10 protein-coding genes and 1 pseudogene are annotated in these 20714 nt (G+C 34.3%); 4 read left to right on the top strand and 7 right to left on the bottom strand.

The features are described from left to right. Positions 1 to 184: 184 nt before the first annotated feature. Positions 185 to 900: pseudogene (locus ES044_RS16385) on the top strand (IS1595 family transposase); the annotation flags it as partial. A gap of 224 nt (positions 901 to 1124) precedes the next feature. Here ES044_RS16385 and ES044_RS16380 read toward each other — a convergent pair. From ES044_RS16380 to ES044_RS16355, 6 genes are all read right to left on the bottom strand, one after another. Continuing rightward, positions 1125 to 1862, bottom strand: a complete 738-nt coding sequence (locus tag ES044_RS16380) for a tetratricopeptide repeat protein (protein WP_147119830.1) — start codon at positions 1860 to 1862, stop codon at positions 1125 to 1127. 29 nt (positions 1863 to 1891) lie between these two features. Beyond that, positions 1892 to 3949 (bottom strand): DUF1501 domain-containing protein, encoded by a 2058-nt coding sequence (locus ES044_RS16375; RefSeq protein ID WP_147119831.1) that lies wholly within the window; start codon positions 3947 to 3949, stop codon positions 1892 to 1894. A 12-nt stretch (positions 3950 to 3961) separates the two neighbouring features. After that, positions 3962 to 5596 carry a DUF1800 family protein gene (locus tag ES044_RS16370; RefSeq protein ID WP_147119832.1) on the bottom strand — a complete coding sequence of 545 codons (1635 nt, stop codon included), beginning with the start codon at positions 5594 to 5596 and terminating at the stop codon, positions 3962 to 3964. Between the two features lie 343 nt (positions 5597 to 5939). Continuing rightward, complete coding sequence (locus ES044_RS16365) at positions 5940 to 6842, bottom strand: hypothetical protein (protein WP_147119833.1); 903 nt, start codon at positions 6840 to 6842, stop codon at positions 5940 to 5942. A 23-nt stretch (positions 6843 to 6865) separates the two neighbouring features. Then, positions 6866 to 7051: a hypothetical protein gene (locus ES044_RS16360; protein ID WP_147119834.1), complete on the bottom strand. Its 186-nt coding sequence runs from the start codon at positions 7049 to 7051 to the stop codon at positions 6866 to 6868. A 12-nt stretch (positions 7052 to 7063) separates the two neighbouring features. Then, positions 7064 to 8623 carry a T9SS type A sorting domain-containing protein gene (locus ES044_RS16355; protein ID WP_147119835.1) on the bottom strand — a complete coding sequence of 520 codons (1560 nt, stop codon included), beginning with the start codon at positions 8621 to 8623 and terminating at the stop codon, positions 7064 to 7066. A 708-nt stretch (positions 8624 to 9331) separates the two neighbouring features. On the opposite strand from ES044_RS16355, the gene ES044_RS16350 reads away from it, so the two are divergent. Further along, positions 9332 to 14446 (top strand): translocation/assembly module TamB domain-containing protein, encoded by a 5115-nt coding sequence (locus ES044_RS16350; RefSeq protein WP_147119836.1) that lies wholly within the window; start codon positions 9332 to 9334, stop codon positions 14444 to 14446. A gap of 2 nt (positions 14447 to 14448) precedes the next feature. Further along, entirely contained in the window at positions 14449 to 16740 is a 2292-nt protein-coding gene (locus ES044_RS16345) for a BamA/TamA family outer membrane protein (protein ID WP_147187396.1), read from the top strand. Positions 16741 to 16747: 7 nt separating this feature from the next. On the opposite strand, the gene ES044_RS16340 is transcribed toward ES044_RS16345, so the two are convergent. Continuing rightward, the gene (locus ES044_RS16340) at positions 16748 to 17434 is read right to left on the bottom strand and encodes a Crp/Fnr family transcriptional regulator (RefSeq protein ID WP_147119838.1); all 687 of its coding nucleotides are present in this window, start codon (positions 17432 to 17434) and stop codon (positions 16748 to 16750) included. Positions 17435 to 17535: 101 nt separating this feature from the next. Between ES044_RS16340 and ES044_RS16335 the strand changes: the two genes are divergently transcribed. Further along, the gene (locus tag ES044_RS16335; protein ID WP_147187395.1) at positions 17536 to 19908 is read left to right on the top strand and encodes a heavy metal translocating P-type ATPase; all 2373 of its coding nucleotides are present in this window, start codon (positions 17536 to 17538) and stop codon (positions 19906 to 19908) included. Positions 19909 to 20714: the final 806 nt, after the last annotated feature.

The following is a 20714-nucleotide window of genomic DNA, read 5'->3' as shown; positions in this document are numbered from 1 at the left end:
TTACTCGATGATTCCATTTAGTTAAATTATTGATTATCAGCATAATATACGAATAATTAACAACTTAAACAACTGTAAATCAATTAAATAAATAATTTAAACACAAAAAAAGTATGATTCTGCCCTGGCTGAATTGTTACCTCAAAATTGGAGTAAAAGATAGTTGTACATTACAGAACGCTTACGGCACAAGGAATCGGCTACTTACAACACGTTATTTCATAAGGTTAAAATGGGTGTTAGGAAGGCTTTTTTTATTTGCCTTGAAATGGCTATAAGTATTAAAAGCCTATCAGCAAGTTCTATGGGTGTTCGCTACGGAGTAACTGAGAAAACGTCTCGTGTTTATATGTTAAAAGAGTATAGATGTCTTCAAGCGGCAATACTCCAATAGATGGTAATGTGTATTTAGATGAGTTTGTTCTCGGGGGTCGAGAGCAAGGTGAGGTTGGAAGAAGTTATAATCGTAAGAAAAAGAAGGAAGTTACGGCGGTTCAACTTACAGAAGATGGCAAAATAAAGAGCATGTAGGCTATGAAGATAGAAGATTTCTCTGCGCAATCTTTACAGTACATTTTTGTAAACCATATTAGCCAAGCAACTAAAGTGATAACAGATACATGGAGAGGATACAAATCTATTGCAAAAGCCTTTAGTACAAAACAAATAGAAGTTAATAAGGGACTTAATTTCAAGGCACTTTATGCCCTGATTGATCAAGTTAATTCTTGGATTAGAACAACCTATTTATGGGGTAGTGATAGTACTTGAAATAGATATTTCAATGAGTTTTGCTTTAGAATACACAGCTCTTAGAGCAAAGCAACAATATTCAATAATTTGAGGATGAAAATGGTACAGGGAGGCAAAATTAGACAAGCTAGGTTAATAGGTAACTAACTGCTGAGCGCTACAAATTTTTTTTTAAAGAAGGTTAAAAACCAGGCAAAATTCGTCAATAGCACAAAGAATAGTGGCATCGTTCTCTATATAGGTGATAAGGCAGGAAATTAGTAAAATAATTTATCACTAAAATAACATACTAATTTCCTCTCTTTTTCCTATTATTAATTGAAGCTTATTACAATACATTCAGATTCATAAAATGCAACAAGTGCAAGTAGTTATTCTTTTGTTTTTGCCATCATATCCAACGCATTTAAGCTTTGCTGTGCATACTCAAAAGTGGGCATTATTTTTAAAGCATTTTCAAAAGCAGTTTTGGCTTTTTCATTTTCTTTTAAATCATAATAAATTAAACCTTTTAAATTGTAAAAAGCGGCCATTAAGGGTACGTTTTGGGTTTTGTTTTGATCTTGCACAGAAGGGAAGCTAAGTTCTATTTTCTTTATATTAGCTGTTTGTTCCATGGTCATGGCAACATCTAAGGTTTTAGAGGCTTCTAACAAGCGTTTTACAGAGAATTGTAAATAGCCTAATTGGTAGGCATGATAAAAATTCTTCGAAATAGGTACTAAATTTTCATAACTTTTAATAGCCTCTAAAGGGTTGCCTAGGTTTTGATAACTGAGCGCTTGGATTTCTAAAAGCCCTTTGTTTTTTGGTTTCTTTAGCAAGAGTTCTTTAGAGAGTAGCAAGCTGCTATTGTATTTGCCACTGCCAAAATAAAGGCTGACTAAACTATCTTTATAGCTGCTATTTTCTTCTTTGAGCGCAAGAATACTGTGCATGGCTTGCACGGCTGTACTGGCATCTCCATAGGTTAAAGACTGTTTGATAACTTTCTGGTATTTTGCAAGTTCCATTTTGTGGTAGGTAGCCACCGTTACTTTTTGTGCAGTGATGGTAATGGTGCACCCCATTGCTAAAAACAGTACTGCTATTTTATTTTTTAAATTCATTTATTTTATATTTTTAATTTGTTTATTATTTAGTGAAAATCTTCCCATACACTCCCCGTAAATCCTTGAAGCTTGTTGGTGGTTTTGTTATAGCGAATCGTGCCTTCACTAAGTGCACCATTTATAGAGGTAGAGTTTTCATTAAAATTGGTAACTTTTATAAACCGACCTCCACCTGTATTGTCAAGGTCATTTACTACATTGTACTGTATATACTCTGTTTCTAAATAAGACCCCGTATTTTTATCGAGAAATGCGGTGTACGTAGTTTTTAAACCTTCTGGACGCAATTGCGTTGGTAATTGAATTGAACTGTCTGTATGTAAATCTAATATCGGGCTTTGTTGGGCACTCTCTGTACTAGTTTTAAAATTTGAAGCTACCTGATTTAGTGATGCTTCTAAAGCAGTATCTTTAAACCAGCGAAGGTTTACCCAGCCATTGGTAGTACCATTGTTGAAGACTACATTCCAATATAAACCCAATCCAAAAGTACCTTCACCACTAGCGGCGTGTTGCGCTTGGTGTACGTTGTTTGGTGGGTTGTCACATAATTTTTCTAAGGTAATGCTTGCTTCGAAATCTGCAGTATTTGCACCGATTCCTGCAGGCGTGTGTTCTATGGCAAAAACATAATCTGTAGTCCCTTCGGTCGCATAATAAGACCAACCATTGTCTTCTTTAACTTTAATTGCTGCTATGGTACTGTTTTCACAATTAGATGCTGGGCCAGAGATTAGATGATCTGGATAGGCATTTTTGGAACCTAAAATGAGCGGTATCTTTTTTTCTTGCGTAGAAAATGTGCTTAATTCTGCTTCTTGCATAATGGCATCATCTGCACCCAGCCAATCTTGCATCAAGGTAGCAAATAGTTGTCTGTAGTCATATTTTCTTTCAGATTCGCTGTATTGAAAATCTGTGGTATTGGTAAACAAAGGATGCGAACCATATACGCCAGCTTTTACATGGCTACCAAACACAAAAAATGGAGATAAGGTACCGTGGTCTGTACCAAAGTTCCCGTTTTCTCGCACTCTTCTGCCAAATTCACTAAAAGTAACGGTCATCATTTTATCTGCCAAACCTAGTATTTCTATATCTTTTTGAAAGGCTTCTATGGCATTCGAGACTGTTCCTATCCTGATTTTGTGCGAACCTAAATGAGAGGCATCAGTGCGCACTTGATTTGCGTGCGTATCAAACCCTCCTAGCGTCACTTGAAATATTTTAGTTTTACTGCCTCCCTGAATCATGCGCGCCACGGTTTTTAATTGCTTTGCAAGGTCGGTATCTGGGTAGGGGGTAGCGGAATTAGAACCTGCATTAAAAACACGTTGAATTGCGTTGTAATACCTATCCATCGCTCTTTCCGTATTGGTTAAAAAGCTGAGTAATTCTTGGTATTCAGAACTTGTATTGTTGCTTTTCCGAGCCAATTGATTGTTAAAGTCGTCTTGTAAACTGGTGGCATTGTATTCGATTCCTTGTTCGTGATCGTGTCCATAAAATAAGCAAGGATTGGTCGTGCCAAATTGAAGGGTCAAAGGGTCTGATTTTTCTGCAGTAGGGTTGTTTGCCAATCCTGGATGTAGCGCACCTATGTACCTCCCAAACATCCCAGAAGATAAGTCATTGTTGCTGGTACCATCTTTGCCTGCAAACATGGTGTCTTGTGATCTAAAGTGAGAGAAGTTAGGCGCCTCATAGCCCACCCCATTTATAATGCCCATTTTACCTGCGTCATACAAGCCTTTAAATCCGGTTAAGACTGGGTGTAGCCCAGATAATTGATTGTCTGGCAAAGTGCTGTCTAACGGTATGAATTTGTTAGGGCCGCTTTCTTTGATATGTATGTTAGGACGCAAGGCAACATAATCGCGGTACTGTTTAACGGGTATTATTGTATTTAAACCATCATTAGCACCTGCCATCCGGACGATGACCAATACGCGGTCATTTATGCCCATATTGGTGATGGGTAAATCTACAAAGTTGTCGAGCGCTTGGGTGTGTAGTCCATTAAGAAGAAAGGGCGTACCAAAGGTAGCTGTGGTGGCTAGTTTTAAAAATTCTTTTCTATTCATTGTCGTCAAAAATTACATTATTTGGTATTCTGGAGATTTTACTAAAGCAATAATTAAACGATTTAGGTACAATTCGGCGTCTGCAGGATCGTTAGAGGCAAGGTAGTTTTTCCAAACAAAATACCAATTGGTTTTACTCAACCCATTTAACAAGGCTTGTTCAAAATAAAGAGCTCGCTCTCCTGCAGGCCTTCTTATAAACAGCAAATCAAAGAAGCCTTCTAAAACATTGTTTGAATCGCTAGGGTCTAAAAAATGTCCTGAATTTTGAACAAACAAGACACTGTTGAGGCGCATGGTAAAACCATCTAAGACATAACCTTGCAATAGCTCATCAATAATACCATCATACCGTAATTTTAAAGAATTTGTGGTTATAAAATTTTTATCATATGGTGGTGTACTGTATCCTGGGTACCCGTTAACGTCACTGGGTTGAAAAAGATTTAAGGAGGTAGATATCATCATTCTCTGCATCTTACTTAATAAAGATCTTCTGGCTTTACCGTCGTTTCTATAGTTAGGTAATGGAACCTCAAAAATTGTAAGCGTTTGCGTATAAAGTTCTAATGGAGACTTAATTAAACCTCCAATAATCGCATCGCCAGCAATAGCATCTTCTGCATCATAAAAATGCTTGCTTGTTAGCAGTTGTGTTAGCATTGGCGTTATTTCATAATCGTTGTCTTGCAGTGTTTGGGCAAGTGGTGCGATGATGTCATTTTCAATCTCGTCTGTAATTTCTCTTTCTACAAAGTATCTGTAAAAACGGCGAGCGTAATTTTTTGCGGTGGCGGTCTGTTCAAAAATCATATTTACAAAATCACCCAATTCTGTATCTATTTCTGAAGAAGAAGTCCCTCCTTTAATTACCCGATTGTTAAAAGCAGCACTAAAAGTTTTGTCGCCAGTATCATGTTTACTCGGGTCTATGTACCCTTCTGGTATCTTTGTGATCGGATTTACCTGATCAAATCTATTTCTTTGATTGGCAACAATAGAATCTTTTGCGGTTACACCTGTAAAAACACGTTGCGCTTGGGTCACATCATGCTCTGTGTAGTTGGTATAATTGCCTGGGGCTATTTGTGGTCCTTTACCAATGGTAAAAAGTTCTGTAAATTCTCTACCAAAATTATCATTAGGGGCAGCAACTGTATTTAAATTATTATTTAAAAAAAACAACATGTTGTAATTTTTAATGACGTCTTGGGCTAAAGATTTAACACTTCCTTTAGAGTAGTAGGTTAATAACTCCGTATAGTCATAATTATTCCAAAGATCACCACCTTCTTTGGGTGTAGGGAAAAAGGTGTGTAATAAAAATTGCAAACGAAACTGCAGGCTAACTTTTTCTACGGTGTTGAACAACCACCACCAACCAACACTAAAGCCAGTATTTACCCTGCGGCCATTATTATTCGCTCTTGGGTATCTTGTAGAGGTTAGAAAAGTGGTACCTATGGAGGTAAGTGGTCTGGGATTTGGCAACGCACTGTAATTTAACAGTTCTTGCACTGCCTGTAGTGGTGTTTTATTGGCATAGGCATTTATGGTAGCTTTGTTTACTTTGTAAGAGCACCTGCGCAATAAATGATAAGCGTTTGAGTAGCCAAGTTTAGTCGTTTTTTGTTCTAGAGAAGCCATGTGTTTGTGTTTTTATCAAGTTTTTTTAAAAATAAAACTCCTTTATGTCTTCGAATAAAAGTGTTTTTTATGACAGTAAGAGTTTAAAGCCATGCTGTTCAACATCCAATTTAATTGTGGCTACTTCGTTGATATGCATGTCTACTGTAAACCCTTTAAGTTGGTTTGAATCGGTGTTGTACCCTTTATGTACTTTGTAAGAATATCTGCATAATAAATGTTAGGAATTTGAAAAGTCAAGTTTACTTGTTTTTTGTTGTAGAGAAACCAGATGCTTGTATTTTTTTTAAAAAAAAACTTTTATGCTTTCGCATAAAAGTTTTTTTCCATTAAAGTATAAATCTTAATTCAAAGCTACCCAACCAGCGTCATTTGCTGTTCCGTTGCCATCCATGTCTAATGTAAAGCCTTCAAATTTATTTGAAGTGGTATTATACCGAATCATACCAGCTTTTATTTCATCTGTCTGACCATCCGCGGTAGCGTCTACACCAATTACCTTAACGTAACCTGCGACCGTCAATGCAGACGTAGCGTCTAAGTCTGATGTTCTAGAGGCGGCACCCATAATCATATCAGCATTAATAAATCCGTTTCTACTACCTGTAGCAAGACTCACAAAAATATCATACTGTCCTGTACTATCATGACCTCTAAGTTGGTAAACCCCTGAAAGTGAATTATTTGTATTTGTAGGACCTTGTTGTGCAACAACTACTTCCATAACTCTTGAATAATCCGTTCCGTTGTAACCGTTCATTAACTGTTGGTATATTAAAGAGCCGCCTACGGTAGCTGTAGGCGCCGCTAATGTTCCTAATGCTTTATTCGAGGTGTAACTTGGTAACGCAGATGCACTTGATGTAATAGTGGTTTTCGATCCATTAAAACCAAAGGTAGCTAATCCATTTGAGGATTTTACCTTGAAATTGTCAGTAGGATCCATATGAACCATTTTTCCCCAATTTGTACCATCATGCAACCACATTGAATTTTGATTTGTATCATATACAATCATTCCCCTTTCTGGTGTCTGAATCCATTGAGTTCTCATTACACTGTTTACTCTCGGTATGATCATTCCTCTACTTGTACCAGATACACCTGTAGCCCCAGAGACGTCTAAAGCAGCAGAGCTGTTTGGGTTTGTAGTACCAATCCCTATTTGGGCAGATGTTGTTAATGTTGCTGCAACTAAAACCGTTGCTAAAAATAAATTTTTCATTGTTGTATTTTTTGTTTTCATAATTATAATTTTTGTTGTTAAAGTTAAAATCCGCTACCTGGTTTTTCCGGAGAACTTGCTTGTGCCTTTTGTGGGCTTAAAATTAAATAAGTACCCAATGCTGTTAAAGCCGCATACTTGCCATAGTTACCTATTTTGCCTAATGCTTCTTTTCTAGAAATTTCTTCACTAGACGAAGCAATTGTTGTTATTTTCTTTTTTTGATTCATTTTACGCTAAATTTAGTCAATAATTATTTTCTTGGTAAGTTGTGCAGTGTTTTGGTTTACTTTAGCAATGTACACACCTGTAGCCAATGAACTAGGCAACGCTATTGTTTGGTTGCTATCTGCTACAAAACTCTCTGTAAAAACTTGCTTTCCTAATACATTAAACAAGGTTACCGTTGTATTCTCTGCATTTGTTAAGCCTACAATTTTTAAGGTATTATTGGTTGTTTTATAGAAATGTAAAGAGCTCGCAGTTACAGCATCAGTTGCACTTAAAGATTTGCTAGACGTATGTAAATAAAAGCGACCAGCACCTTTAGTATCTTTTGCAAGCGTTACACTAAAATTGTTAGTTGCATCTATTTTTGTAAAGCTAGCCACCATTTTATCTTCGATGTATGTATCAATACCAGTTTCTAAATTTTTTGATTGAATGCTAAAGTCTAAAACCTCTCCTTTTAGAGCGTTTACAGACAAGGGTACAATCGTAGTTTCTAAACTAGTGTTCGGCAAGGCTTGTATGGCAAAGTTAATACCTTTACTATTTTCAACTAAATGAGTTGCTAGGGTAAAAGAAGGCGTACCCTCTTCATACGCACCCGCGTCATATCCTGGGTCTAAACCCAAAGTAGCATTTTCATTTAAATAATAAATAGCCGTTGACCTTTGGTTTGCACCACTCGTTAAAGTAAGGTCTATTTTGATAAAATTATCTTTTGCACCTTTATTTAAAGTTAAACCTGTTTGGTTCGTTTGATGCGTTCTATCGAACGTATTAAAAAGAAATGTTTGAGAAGCGTCTTTCATTTTAACTAAAAAAGCTTGTCCTGGTAAAATCTGTTTTACTGGCGAGTCTGATATTAAGTTAGCAATTTCATAGCTAGTACCATTCCAAACATGTAAGGTCTTAAAAGCTTCATCAAAAGCGTTTACGTTTACGTTAAGAATATCTGCTACAGCTAAAAAAGCTGGATACGGATTACCTACTGCATACCAATTGTCTGTTGCACTTGCAGCACCAGAACCTCCTGGTACTAACGCAATAGTAGTATTTGCTGTCGTAGAGGCATGAGTACCTGTAAAATTATACACACCTGATGCCGTTCTTTTAAAGGTATAGCCTTTACCGTTCACAAAATTACCGGTATTCCCTGAAGCAGATACGTACGCCCATCTTTCTCCACTTGCATTGGTATTCTCGTAAGGACCAATCCCTGCTAAATCGCTGCCGTTTTTAGCAATGGCGTTATCGGTATCATCGATAAAACCTTGAATGCTTGCACCAGCAACAGGTGCGGACAACACATGCCAATTTGCATTGGGCACGTTTCTTAAATAGGTAATGTTTCCAGTAGTTGCACCTTGTACAAGTAAGGAAGCGCTTAATGTTGCGTTTGAGTCTAATGTTAAAGCACCACCGGCTTTCACATTTATTCCTTGTGAAACATAAAGATAAGAACCGGGTTGAACATATAGTTCACTACCAGATTCAATATCTAAAACTTGTCCTACAAAAGGAATAGCCAAAAAACACAAACTAAGCTGTAGCGCTTTTAATGTAATTTTTTTCATATCTATTGTTTTAATGAATCGCAAATGTATGCTGTATTTTGTTCCTAAAAGTTCTCAAAATGAATAATTATGTTCTCTTTTCGATTTGTTGAAAATATTTTTTTTTCTTGTTTATGAGTATTTAATCTTATTAAAATATTGGTTTATAATGTTTTAAAATTAATGTATGGTTAAATTTGTCTGTAAAAGAAGGAGTTGATGAAGTATTACGAATGTATTTTTGGATAAAAAGTTGATTTCTATAATTATTTTTTTGGTACTAATTTTAGAATAATTTAGAGGTTTTTAGAGCAGTTATTTCTCTTAAAAAAAAGCGCTATTCAAATAGTATTTGTTGCATACTTTAGAGAATGTTGTTTTTATCGAAACCTTTATATTAAAAATAAAATAAAAACTAACACGGTCTCATGTTAAAGAGATCATTTGGTTTGAGAATAATTTTTGGTTTTTATGGTAAATTGTACTATAAATTAAAAACAAGCGCAGCGAGATGCTTTTTTAAACGGATAGTGGGGTATTCGTAAAACACAAAAATTTACAGTAAGTTTTGTAAAAGCAAGTCATTGTTTTAAAAGCAAAGCCGCTTTGTGAGTGGTGTGTAACAACAATGAATACCAAATCTATTGTAAAAGAGTTAATATATTAATGAAATAAGATACTTTAAGCGATGTACTATAATATCTTTGCAAATCAAAAAACATAGCTGTAGTGTCTGCTAAAAAAATAAAAAAGAGAAAATTTGGTGTCATAAGAAGAATTTTAAGAGTTTTCTTCGGATTATTACTATTCTTACTTGGCGTTATTCTTTTTATTAGAAGCCCTTGGGGTCAACAGTTTATTGTTAACAAAGCGGTTTCTTATGTTGCTGATAAAACAAAGACCAAAGTTGGCATTGATAAGCTATTTCTTACATTTGATGGAGCCCTGCAAATAGAAGGTCTTTTTTTAGCGGATACAAAAGGGGATACCTTGCTCTATTCTAAATCGTTAGAAGCAAACCTTCCGCTTTTGGCAATGATAAAGGGCGATGCTGTGGGTGTAGATGATTTGAAATGGGAAGGTGTACGCGCTAACATTATTAGAAAAGATACAATTTCTGGGTATAATTTTAAGTTTATAAGAGATGTTTTTGCATCCGAAGATAAAACCCCAATAGCAAAAGATACCATAAGCAAACCATTGAATATTGTTCTCGGTAGCATCAATTTAAAAGACATTCATGTTGTTTTTAAGGATGCAGTTTTAGGAATTAACAGCAGTTATCGTATTGAAGACGCTGCGGTTGAAATGGAAAAAGTAGATCTAGAAAAAATGATTTTTTCTGCGGATGCTATTTCGATGTCTAATGCTATTATAAAAGTTGTTCAGAAACCGGTGGCGGCAAAAAAGGCATCAGACGCAACAGAAGAAATTGTGTTACCTTTATTATCAGCCAATAGTATTGCTTTAAAAGAGGTGCATCTATATTACGAATCTACAAACGATAAAACGATTGCCGACCTAGAGTTAAATGATTTTTACACCGAAATTCCTGAAATTAATTTAAAAGAGAATTTATTTCGTTTCCATACCATCGAACTTAAAAATTCTACTATTGTTTTAAAAACGTCTTCAAAATCAGCCTCAAAAAATCAAGAAGTACACAACTTACAAAGTTCTTCTCAAATTCTTTGGCCAAATATAACGCTAGCCATAAATGAAATTAATTTAGAAAATAATGCGGTTGGTTATTTTGTGGATGAAGTGCCGTCAGAAAAAAATAAAATAAACCCGAATGCCATTTTATTAGAGCACCTGAATTTAAAAATTTCAGCGCTGTTTTTAAAGGATAAAAAAGCTGGTTTAGAGATGAAAGAATTCAATTTTCAAGAGAAATCAGGATTTAAGTTGCACAATTTTGCCTTTAATGCAGCCATTTCAGATCATGCGCTAGCGATTTCTAAAATGAACATTAAACTTGATAAAAGTAATCTTGCTGGTTTTGTAAAGGTACAGTACAAATCACTTTCTCAATTAATTTCAGCACCAGAAAACACCAATGTTCAGTTAAAAGTTTCTTCATTTCAAATTTGGTTGGCAGATTTTTTTCAGTTTCAACCTAGTGTACAAAAGAACGAATACCTGAATAAATTAAGTAAAAAAAAGCTGACAGGAGCCATAGATTTAGAGGGTTCTTTGGCAGCAATGACAATTTCTGATACCCACGTAAATTGGGGCAAAGCAACCAAAATAGCTGTCTCGGGAGTCCTTAAAAATGTTGCAAAGCCTGATCAATTATTTTTAGACATTCCGTATTATAAAGCAACAACAAAACGTGCTGATCTGGTACAAATTGTTACTGAAAAAAAATTAAATATTCAACTACCAGAAGAAATTTTGGTTACCGGAAATGTAAAAGGCTCGCTAAACGCTTTGGCAATCGCTACAAAAATAAAGACACCTCTAGGATCGGCAAACATCATCGGAACGTTTAAAAATAATGAAAGTATGCGCTATGAGGTTGCTATCGATATCGATACTTTTAACGTGGGTACGTTCTTAAAAAATCCGACTTTAGGAGTGTTGTCTGCTGCAGTAACTTCTAAAGGAAGCGGAAAAACAATCCATAATTTAGACGCCTCTTTATCGGCTACTATTTCTAAATTTGAGTTGGATACTTATGCCATAAAAGATTTAGACCTAAACGGCACTATTAAAAACGGAAAAGGAGTCATTGCAGCAACCTATAAAGATGAAAATTTAAACATAAAATTAAAGGCACTAGTAGCGTTAGATGCAATAGCCTCTCAAGTAAACCTAAATTTAGAGGTCATTGGGGCAGATTTAAAAGGTTTAGGTGTAATGAATCGCCCTGTAAAAACAGGAATGGATATAGCGCTAGATTTTAAAGGAAACGCTACTAAATACACGATTGACACAGCGATTAAAAATGGCGTGTTTATCTATGATAATAAAACTTATTTAGTTGGGTTGCTAAGGGGTACCGCTTTTGTAGATACAGATACTACGGCGGTAACCATTAAAAATAAATTGATTCATGTAGCTTTAGAATCAAACACAGATCCAGAAACCTTTAGCAATGCAATACAGCGCCATATATCGAGCTATTTTTACAGAGACACCCAGGTTTCTGACACCATTACACATCCTGTAATACTAAAATTAAACGGCAAAATTGCTCAAACTCCGCTTATAAAAGAGGTGTTTTTAATGAATGTTAAAGATATAGATACCATACATATTGCCGTAGACTTTAATGAAAAACAACGCAAATTAAAAGCGAATATTACAGCACCGCATATAAATTACAATAATAATGAGTTAGATAGTTTATCTTTTTCTATCAATACAGATCGAGATAATTTTAATTTTAATGTGGGTTTTACTAATATTATTGCGGGTCCTTTAAATATTCCGAAAACCCTTGTTACAGGAAATCAAAATAATAACGAATTATCGCTTGTTTTTTCTAGTATTCACAAAGATAAAAAGTTGGTACATATCAATACCAAAATTACAGGAGCCAGCGATCGCTTGGTTTTTTCTGTACATCCTGATAGTTTAATTTTAAACAAAAGAAAATGGACGATTCCTGCGGATAATGAAATAATCTTAAAGAATAATAAACTTGAATTTAATAATTTTAAGATTGCTAAAAACAGTCAATCTATAGAAATTACAGATAAATTGAATTCAATTACCAAAGACCATATTGCCATTGATTATAAAAATTTTAAAATTGGCGAGCTTTTTAAGTATCTAAATCCGGCTATAGAAATTGCAAAAGGCTCTTTAAATGGCCATTTTATCCTAGAAGAACCTTTTGAAAATACCGGAATCATTGCAAATTTAACGGTAAGTGAATTAGAGGTATTAAAAACGGATTTTGGGACCTTAAAAATGGATGCCAAGTCTTTAGGTGAAAATAAGTATGATTTTGGTGCAAAATTAAGTGGGGGAGACGCTGATTTAAAGTTGCAAGGAGATTATGATGTAACCAATAACGATGCAAATTTAGCGATAGATTTACTGATAAACGAGTTTAAAATGAACGCTTTAAACACGCTTTCTTTAGGCGAAATTAAAGAAGCTAGCGGAAGTTTTTCTGGAGATTTTAAGGTGTCTGGCACCACATCTCAACCAATATACAACGGTAAAATACAGTTTAACAATTCTGCTTTTAAAGTAACAAAATTAAACACCAAGTTTACGCTACCCAACGAAACGTTACGTGTGGATAATAGCGGACTTTTGATGTCGAAATTCACCATATTAGATGCTAAAAAGAACTCTTTGGTACTTTCTGGTAGCATTAAAACAAAGAGTTTTATAAACCCAACTTTTAATTTAGACATAAAAGCCAAGAATTTTAGGGTTTTAAATGCTACTAAAAAAGAGAACGAAACCTTATATGGCAAAGTAGCTTTTAATGCAGATGCAAAGCTGACGGGTAGTTTACGAATTCCGAAATTAAATGCACAACTTACAGTAAGTCCAGAGACCGAAGTAACCTATGTTTTGCCAGCGTCATATGCAAACGTAGAAGAAAGAGACGGCGTTGTACTTTTTGTAAATAGAGAAAACCCCACAGCCATTTTAACACAAACCGAAGCAGAAGTTGCAACGATTACTGGTTTTGATATTTTTGCGAAATTAAAGATCGATAAGCAAGCAGCTGTTACTATTAGTATTGATGAAGAAACAGGAGATAATTTTAAAGTTTCTGGCGATGGCGATTTGGTATTTACCATGCTACCAAATGGAAGCGTTTCTTTAACAGGTGTTTATGAAGTTGCAGACGGGCATTACGAATTGAGTTTGTACAATTTAGTAAATAGAAGGTTTTCTTTGGCAAAAGGAAGCAGAATTTCATGGTTTGGTGATCCTTTAGAGGCAAAACTAGAGGTTAGTGCTATTTATAAATTAACAACTTCTGCGTTACCTTTAATGGCCTCTCAAATTTCTGGAGAGGATACGGCTACCAGAAATAAATACAAACAAGAATTGCCTTTTTATGTATATTTAAATATTGATGGCGACTTATTACAGCCAAAAATATCTTTTAATTTAGAAATGCCAGAAGAAGCGCAAGGTGCTATTGGCGGGCAAGTGTATAGCAGAGTGCAGCAAGTAAACAAACAAGAAGATGAATTAAACAAGCAAGTATTTTCGGCATTAGTATTAAATCGATTTTATCCTGACGCTGGTAGTGATGGTAGTTCGGGTGGTTTTGCAAGCATTGCTAGAGCTAATTTAAACGATGCCGTTTCAGGACAATTAAATGCATTTTCAGATAAAATTTTAGGCAGTTCTGGTGTTGAATTAGATTTTGGTCTGAATAGCTTTACCGATTATCAAGGAGATAGTGGGCCAACCGACAGAACGCAGCTAGATATTGCAGCCCAGAAAAAATTATTTAACGATCGACTACTTGTTAGCGTTGGCAGCGAAGTAGACATTCAAGGAAGTAGCCCAAACGGAGAAAAAACACCGCTGATTGGCAATGTAAGTTTAGAATATAGAATAACAGAAGATGGCAGGTATAGCGTGCGAGGTTTTAGAAAAAGTGAATTTGAAAATGTAATTGATGGGCAAACTATAGTAAGTGGTATTGCTTTAATTTTTACAAGAGAATTTAATGAATTTAAGCAACTTTGGGATGCTATTTTTCGTTTGCAAAAAGAAAAAGAAAAAGAAAAAGAAGAAGAAAAAGAAAAAGAAAAAGAAGCTGCGGCTAAACTATTAGAAAAAGAGCAGGAAACGCCAGAAGAAATCGCGGCAAAAACCAACAACAATACGTCTATTAAAAAGGAAAAAAACTAAATTTGAAGAAGGAATTAAAACAATATAGTATTTTATTTTTGTGTGCGCTATTTTTAACGGCTTGTAGCATACAAAAATTTATTCCAGAAAATGAGCGCTTATATACAGGCGCAACTTTAACAATAGCGGCAGACTCTGCGGTGCAAAAAGTAACTAGTTTAAGCGATGATTTAAAAACAATTTTGCGTCCTGCACCAAACTCGAATATTTTAGGGATGCATCTTGGTTTGTATTATTTCTATAAAAATCAACAAGAAAACACCAACTTTATACATAAATGGCTGTATAAAAAAATAGGTCAAAAACCTGTTTATCAATCTACTGTTTCTGAGCTAGAAATTGAAAAAATTTTAAGGAATCGATTAGAAAATCACGGTTTTTTTTATAGCACGATTACTGCTAGCTTTCAAGAAAAAGAGAAAGAAGCTGCTATCACCTACGCTTTAAAAATAGTAACTCCGTATAAAATGGCTACCTATAAAATAGATAGTATGAGTGCACCCATTTATAAAGAGCTTAAAAAGTTAACTGCAAGATCTCCTTTTGAAAAAGACATGCGTTTCGATTTAAACAACCTAAAATTTGAACGGCAAAGATTAGATACAGAATTAAAGCAGAAAGGATACTATAATTTTAATGCTGATTTTTTAATTTTTGAGGCAGATACCAATCAATATACCAACAAAAAATTCGATTTATTTTTAAACCTGAAAGCAAACGTTCCAAGAAAATCGACCATTCCTTATAAAGTAGAAAGAATTAATGTGTATCCTAATTACAGTTTAAATGACTCAACTCAAGTACGCGTAAGACGTTATAAAAATAAGAGTTACCATCAAGACTCGATTGCATTTAAGCCTGAAAATTTAGAGGAGTTTATTACCTTAAAAGAAGGCGATTTTTACAATCCGTTGGCATCAAAAATAACCGCAAGAAGACTTTCTTCTATTGGTGCCTATAAGTATGTAAATATTCAATATAAAGAATTAGATACCATTGCAAAAGACAGTATAGGCAGTTTAGAAGCCAATATTTTTTTATCACCCTTAACAAAAAGAGCCGTTCGTGTAGCATTGCAAGCGGTTACAAAATCTAATAATTTTGCGGGTCCAGAATTGGCAGTAACCGCTAGCAATAGAAATTTATTTAAAGGCGGAGAAACCTTAAATATTAGTGCCAATATTGGGTATGAAACCCAATTGGCAAGCGGTAATAATGCCGGATTAAGTAGTTTAGAATTGGGGGTAAAAGGCGAATTAATTTTTCCGAAAGTACTAGCTCCTTTTTCTATGAACGAAGACTTTTTTGAATATTCGATACCCAAAACAAAAACAAGTTTAGGAATCACTTATGTAAGCAGAAGTCAGTTATATATGCTTTTATCTGGAAGCGCAAATTTTGGATATGTTTGGAACGCCAATAAATATAGCACTTATGAGTTTAATCCTATTTCTGTAAATTTTACACGTTTATCAAATACAACGCCAGAGTTTCAGGAAATATTAGATAATAATCTTTTTTTACAGCGAAGTTTTAACCAAGAATTTATAAGCGGTTTAACCTTTTCTTATACCTATAACGAAATGTTAAATGCAACAAAAACGCATCAATTTTATGTGCAATCTACTTTAGATGTTGCGGGTAATTCTATTAGTTTATTGGATACAGAAAAAACTGCCAGAGAACCCAGACAATTTTTAGGATTGGAATATGCACAATATGCAAAAGCAGATTTTGACGCCAGATATCATTACAATTTTGGTTCTAAAAATGAGCAAACTATTGCAGCAAGATTGTTTGCAGGTTATGGTTTGGCCTACGGAAACTCTGATGTTGTTCCGTTTGTAAAACAATATTTTTCTGGAGGTCCTTATAGCGTAAGAGCGTTTAATATTAGATCTTTAGGCCCAGGAACGTATAATGAAGAGACCACAAATGCACAAACTGTTGGGTCGTTTTTTGATAAAACAGGTAATGTTCGTTTAGAAGCCAATATAGAATATCGATTTCCTATTTATTCTTTCTTTAAAGGAGCCGTTTTTGCAGATGCCGGAAATGTATGGAATACAATTACAAACCCCACTTTTGGCGGAAAAGACAGGTTTACCTCTAATTTTATAAATGAGTTAGGAATGGGTGCTGGTGTTGGTTTACGAATAGATGTGCAAGGTTTTGTAATTCGTTTTGATTTAGCAGCACCTTTTCATGATCCTGCTTTGATAGCACAAGGTAAAAATTGGGATTTTAGACTCGATGAACCCGTTTTTAATTTTGCTATTGGGTATTCGTTTTAAAAAAATATTAAAAACCTTGCGCAATTTTTTCTAACGTTGTTTTATCAATAACAGCAATATGTTTTCCATCAATTTTAATTATTTTTTTCTTTTTAAAGTCAGAAAGTAAACGAATGGTAGATTCTGTTGCAGCGCCAATAATATCGGCAAAATCGTCACGCGATAAGTGCACATTGATATATTTATTTTCTGGGGTTGTAAAATTTAAATCAAGATATATAAGCGTTTCAGCCAAACGTTGTCGTGTTGTTTTTTGGGCCATGTTAACAATCAAATTATCTGCTTGTTTTAAATTACTGGCCATTTTTTTTAAAACACTCATAGAAAATTTTGGGTTCTTTTCTAAATCTATAAAAATCTCTTCTTTGGGTATATAACAGATTTCCATATCTTCTAAAGCAACTGCTTTAAGGTTGCAGGCTTCTTCAGAAATTAAATTTCGCTCTCCTAAAGTATTTCCTTTGCTTACTAAATGAATAATTTGGTTTCTGCCATTTTCACTCATTTTAGATACTTTGCAAACTCCTTTTTTAATGCAGTACACACCATTTATATGGTCGCCTTCATTAAAGATAATTTCTCCTTTTTTTACGATTCTAATGGTTTTACAAGAAGAAATTCTTATCAATTCTTCTTTAGAAAGTTCATTTAAAGAATTGAACTTACGCACCATACATTGCTGACAATTACTCATAATATTTTAGGGTTGATGTTTCAAATATAAAGAAAAGATGACAAATATCATATTTTAAACCCAAGAGTTATTAGAATTTTGCACTAGGCAAAAGAGCATATATGAATACCACACATTGTTATCACTGTGGAGATTCTTGTACTAATGATCGCATAAAAATCGAAGAAAAAGTTTTCTGTTGTAACGGTTGTAAGACTGTGTATGAAATTTTTTCAGAAAACGATTTAACATGTTATTATGATTTTCAAGAAAATCCAGGAGCAATTCCAACAGAAATTCAAGGCAAATATGATTTTCTTGAGAAAGAAGCTATTCTAGAAAAATTAGTAGATTTTAACGACGGACAAACACAAATAGCAACGCTCTATATACCGCATATACATTGCAGTTCTTGTATTTGGGTTTTAGAAAATTTACACAAACTAAATTCTAAAGTTTCTTTATCGCAAGTAGATTTTCCGAAGAAAACAGTCCGCATCACCTACAATTCAACAAAAACTTCCTTAAAAGAAATTGTGCTTTTATTAAATGCTATTGGCTATGAGCCTTATATAAGTTTAGAAGATTATGAAACGGGCACAAAGAAAGTTGATAGAAGTTTACTTTATAAATTAGGAATTGCAGGCTTTGCTTTTGGCAACGTGATGTTTCTTTCTTTTCCAGAATATTTTGAAGTTGATGGTTTTTGGATCGAAGAATATAAAAATGTTTTTAGAGGGTTGATGTTTTTTTTCTCATTACCAGTGGTTTTCTATGCAGCTAACGATTATTTTATTGCAGCATACAAAGGTGTGCGCTCTAAAATTTTAAATATCGATGTGCCTATTGCACTCGGCGTTGCTGTGCTGTTTTTGAGAAGCACCGTAGAAATTGTTTTCGATTTAGGTACTGGTTTTTTTGATAGTTTAACGGGGCTCGTATTCTTTTTACTGTTAGGAAAGTTCTTTCAGCAAAAAACCTATAACTTTTTGTCTTTTGAACGCGATTATAAATCGTACTTTCCAATTGCAGTTACCAGAATAACGGCAGAACAAGAAGAAAATGTACAAATTTATGAAGTTGAAAAAGGCGATCGATTATTAATTAGAAATCAAGAGTTGATACCCGTAGACGGAATTTTAATCAACGGAAATGCACAAATAGATTACAGTTTTGTAACGGGTGAGGCCGAACCTGTTGCTAAAAAATCTGGTGATAAATTATTTGCTGGTGGCAAGCAATTATCGGGCGTGCTAGAAATGGACGTTTTGGCGTCGGTTTCTCAAAGTTACTTAACGCAATTATGGAGTAATGATGTTTTTCAAAAAGAGCAGACATCTAACTTTAAAACAATTACAGATACAATTAGCAAAAATTTTACGATTGCCGTCTTATCAATTGCATTTATAGCGACTGCTTTCTGGTTGTATGTAGATGCTAGCAAAGCTCTAAACGTCTTTACCGCCGTTTTAATTATTGCCTGTCCGTGTGCAATTGCTTTAGCAGCACCTTTTACATTAGGCAATATGTTGCGCATTTTTGGGAAGCAAAAGTTCTACTTAAAGAATGCGACGGTTATAGAACAATTAGCAAAAATTGACACCCTTATTTTTGATAAAACAGGTACACTAACAACCCACAAAGAAAACACCATTTCTTATGACGGAGTTCCTTTAAATCCGCAAGAAAAAAGCATTTTAAAAAGTTCGTTAAGAGCGTCAAATCATCCTTTAAGTAGAACTTTATACAACACTTTTAAAGAAGTAGAAATCGTTGATATTGTTCATTATAAAGAAGTTGTTGGCAAAGGGATTGAAGTAGCTTATAAAAAGATCAATTTAAAACTAGGCGCAGCATCTTATGTAAAAAATAGCGTTGAAAAAGCCAGTTTAGATACAGCGGTGCACATCAGTTTCAATAAAGTATATAAAGGAAAATTTACGTTTAAAAACTCCTATAGAAATGGAGTGCAAGCTTTATTTAATACGTTAAAAAACGATTATAATTTGGCGGTTGTTTCTGGGGATAATGAAGGTGAAAAAAAGTATTTACAAGAAAATTTACCAAAAGAAACTATGTTGTTATTCAATCAAAAACCAGAAGACAAATTGCATGTAGTTGCAAAATTACAAGAAGCGAATAAAAAAGTGGCGATGATTGGTGATGGTTTAAATGATGCTGGTGCGTTGGCTCAAAGTGATGTTGGTATTGCCTTGTCAGAAAATATAAACGTGTTTTCGCCGGCTTGTGATGCTATTTTAGATGCCTCAAAATTTAACAAATTAGGTATTTATATAAAGGCGTCTAAAAAAGCAATTTCAATTATTAAATACAGCTTTATACTTTCTTTGTGTTACAATAGTATAGGCTTGTATTTTGCAACAACTGGGCAATTAAAACCAGTAATTGCTGCTATTTTAATGCCCTTAAGTTCTATTAGCATTGTGGTTTTTACAACGATTGCAACCAATTTAGTAGGAAAAAAATTAAAATAAGAAAGTTGATGTACAAACGCCGTTCAGTTTGTATGTCTGCAAGGAACTAGCGCAAAGAATGATGCTTGCTGATTTTTTGTAAAATAACAAAGAAATGAAGATGAAAAAAGTTGATGTATAAATGCCGTTCAGTTTGCCGGTCTGTAAGGAACTAGCGCAAAAAATGATGTTTGTTGATTTTTTGTAAAATAACAAAGAAATGAAGATGAAAAAAGTTGATGTATAAATGCCGTTCAGTTTGCCGGTCTGTAAGGAACTAGCGCAAAAAATGATGCTTGTTGATTTTTCGTAAAATAACAAAGAAATGAAGATGAAAAAAGTTGATGTATAAACGCCGTTCAGTTTGCCGGTCTGTAAGGAACTTGCGCAAAAAATGATGCTTGTTGATTTTTTGTAAAATAACAAAGAAATGAAGATGAAAAAAGTTGATGTACAAACGCCGTTCAGTTTGTATGTCTGTAAGGAACTAGCGCAAAAAATGATGCTTGTTGATTTTTTGTAAAATAACAAAGAAATGAAGATGAAAAAAGTTGATGTACAAACGCCGTTCAGTTTGTATGTCTGTAAGGAACTAGCGCAAAAAATGATGCTTGTTGATTTTTTGTAAAATAACAAAGAAATGAAGATGAAAAAAGTTGATGTACAAACGCCGTTCAGTTTGTATGTCTGTAAGGAACTTGCGCAAAAAATGATGCTTGTTGATTTTTTGTAAAATAACAAAGAAATGAAGATGAAAAAAGTTGATGTATAAATGCCGTTCAGTTTGTATGTCTGTAAGGAACTAGCGCAAAGAAATAATTAAAAAA

The sequence above is a fragment of the Polaribacter sp. IC066 genome, from assembly GCF_007997085.1.
In the GTDB taxonomy this organism is placed as follows: Bacteria; Bacteroidota; Bacteroidia; order Flavobacteriales; family Flavobacteriaceae; genus Polaribacter.
Note: the sequence above shows the minus strand (reverse complement) of the source record. Positions and strands in the feature narration are given on the sequence as shown.

Bases quoted from the DNA above. Each gene is read 5' to 3' on its own strand.
- ES044_RS16370 (WP_147119832.1), bottom strand. From the start codon at position 5,596: ATGGCTTCTCTAGAACAAAAAACGACTAAACTTGGCTACTCAAACGCT.
- ES044_RS16335 (WP_147187395.1), top strand. From the start codon at position 17,536: ATGAATACCACACATTGTTATCACTGTGGAGATTCTTGTACTAATGAT.
- ES044_RS16340 (WP_147119838.1), bottom strand. From the start codon at position 17,434: ATGAGTAATTGTCAGCAATGTATGGTGCGTAAGTTCAATTCTTTAAAT.
- ES044_RS16360 (WP_147119834.1), bottom strand. From the start codon at position 7,051: ATGAATCAAAAAAAGAAAATAACAACAATTGCTTCGTCTAGTGAAGAA.
- ES044_RS16380 (WP_147119830.1), bottom strand. From the start codon at position 1,862: ATGAATTTAAAAAATAAAATAGCAGTACTGTTTTTAGCAATGGGGTGC.
- ES044_RS16365 (WP_147119833.1), bottom strand. From the start codon at position 6,842: ATGAAAACAAAAAATACAACAATGAAAAATTTATTTTTAGCAACGGTT.
- ES044_RS16355 (WP_147119835.1), bottom strand. From the start codon at position 8,623: ATGAAAAAAATTACATTAAAAGCGCTACAGCTTAGTTTGTGTTTTTTG.
- ES044_RS16375 (WP_147119831.1), bottom strand. From the start codon at position 3,949: ATGAATAGAAAAGAATTTTTAAAACTAGCCACCACAGCTACCTTTGGT.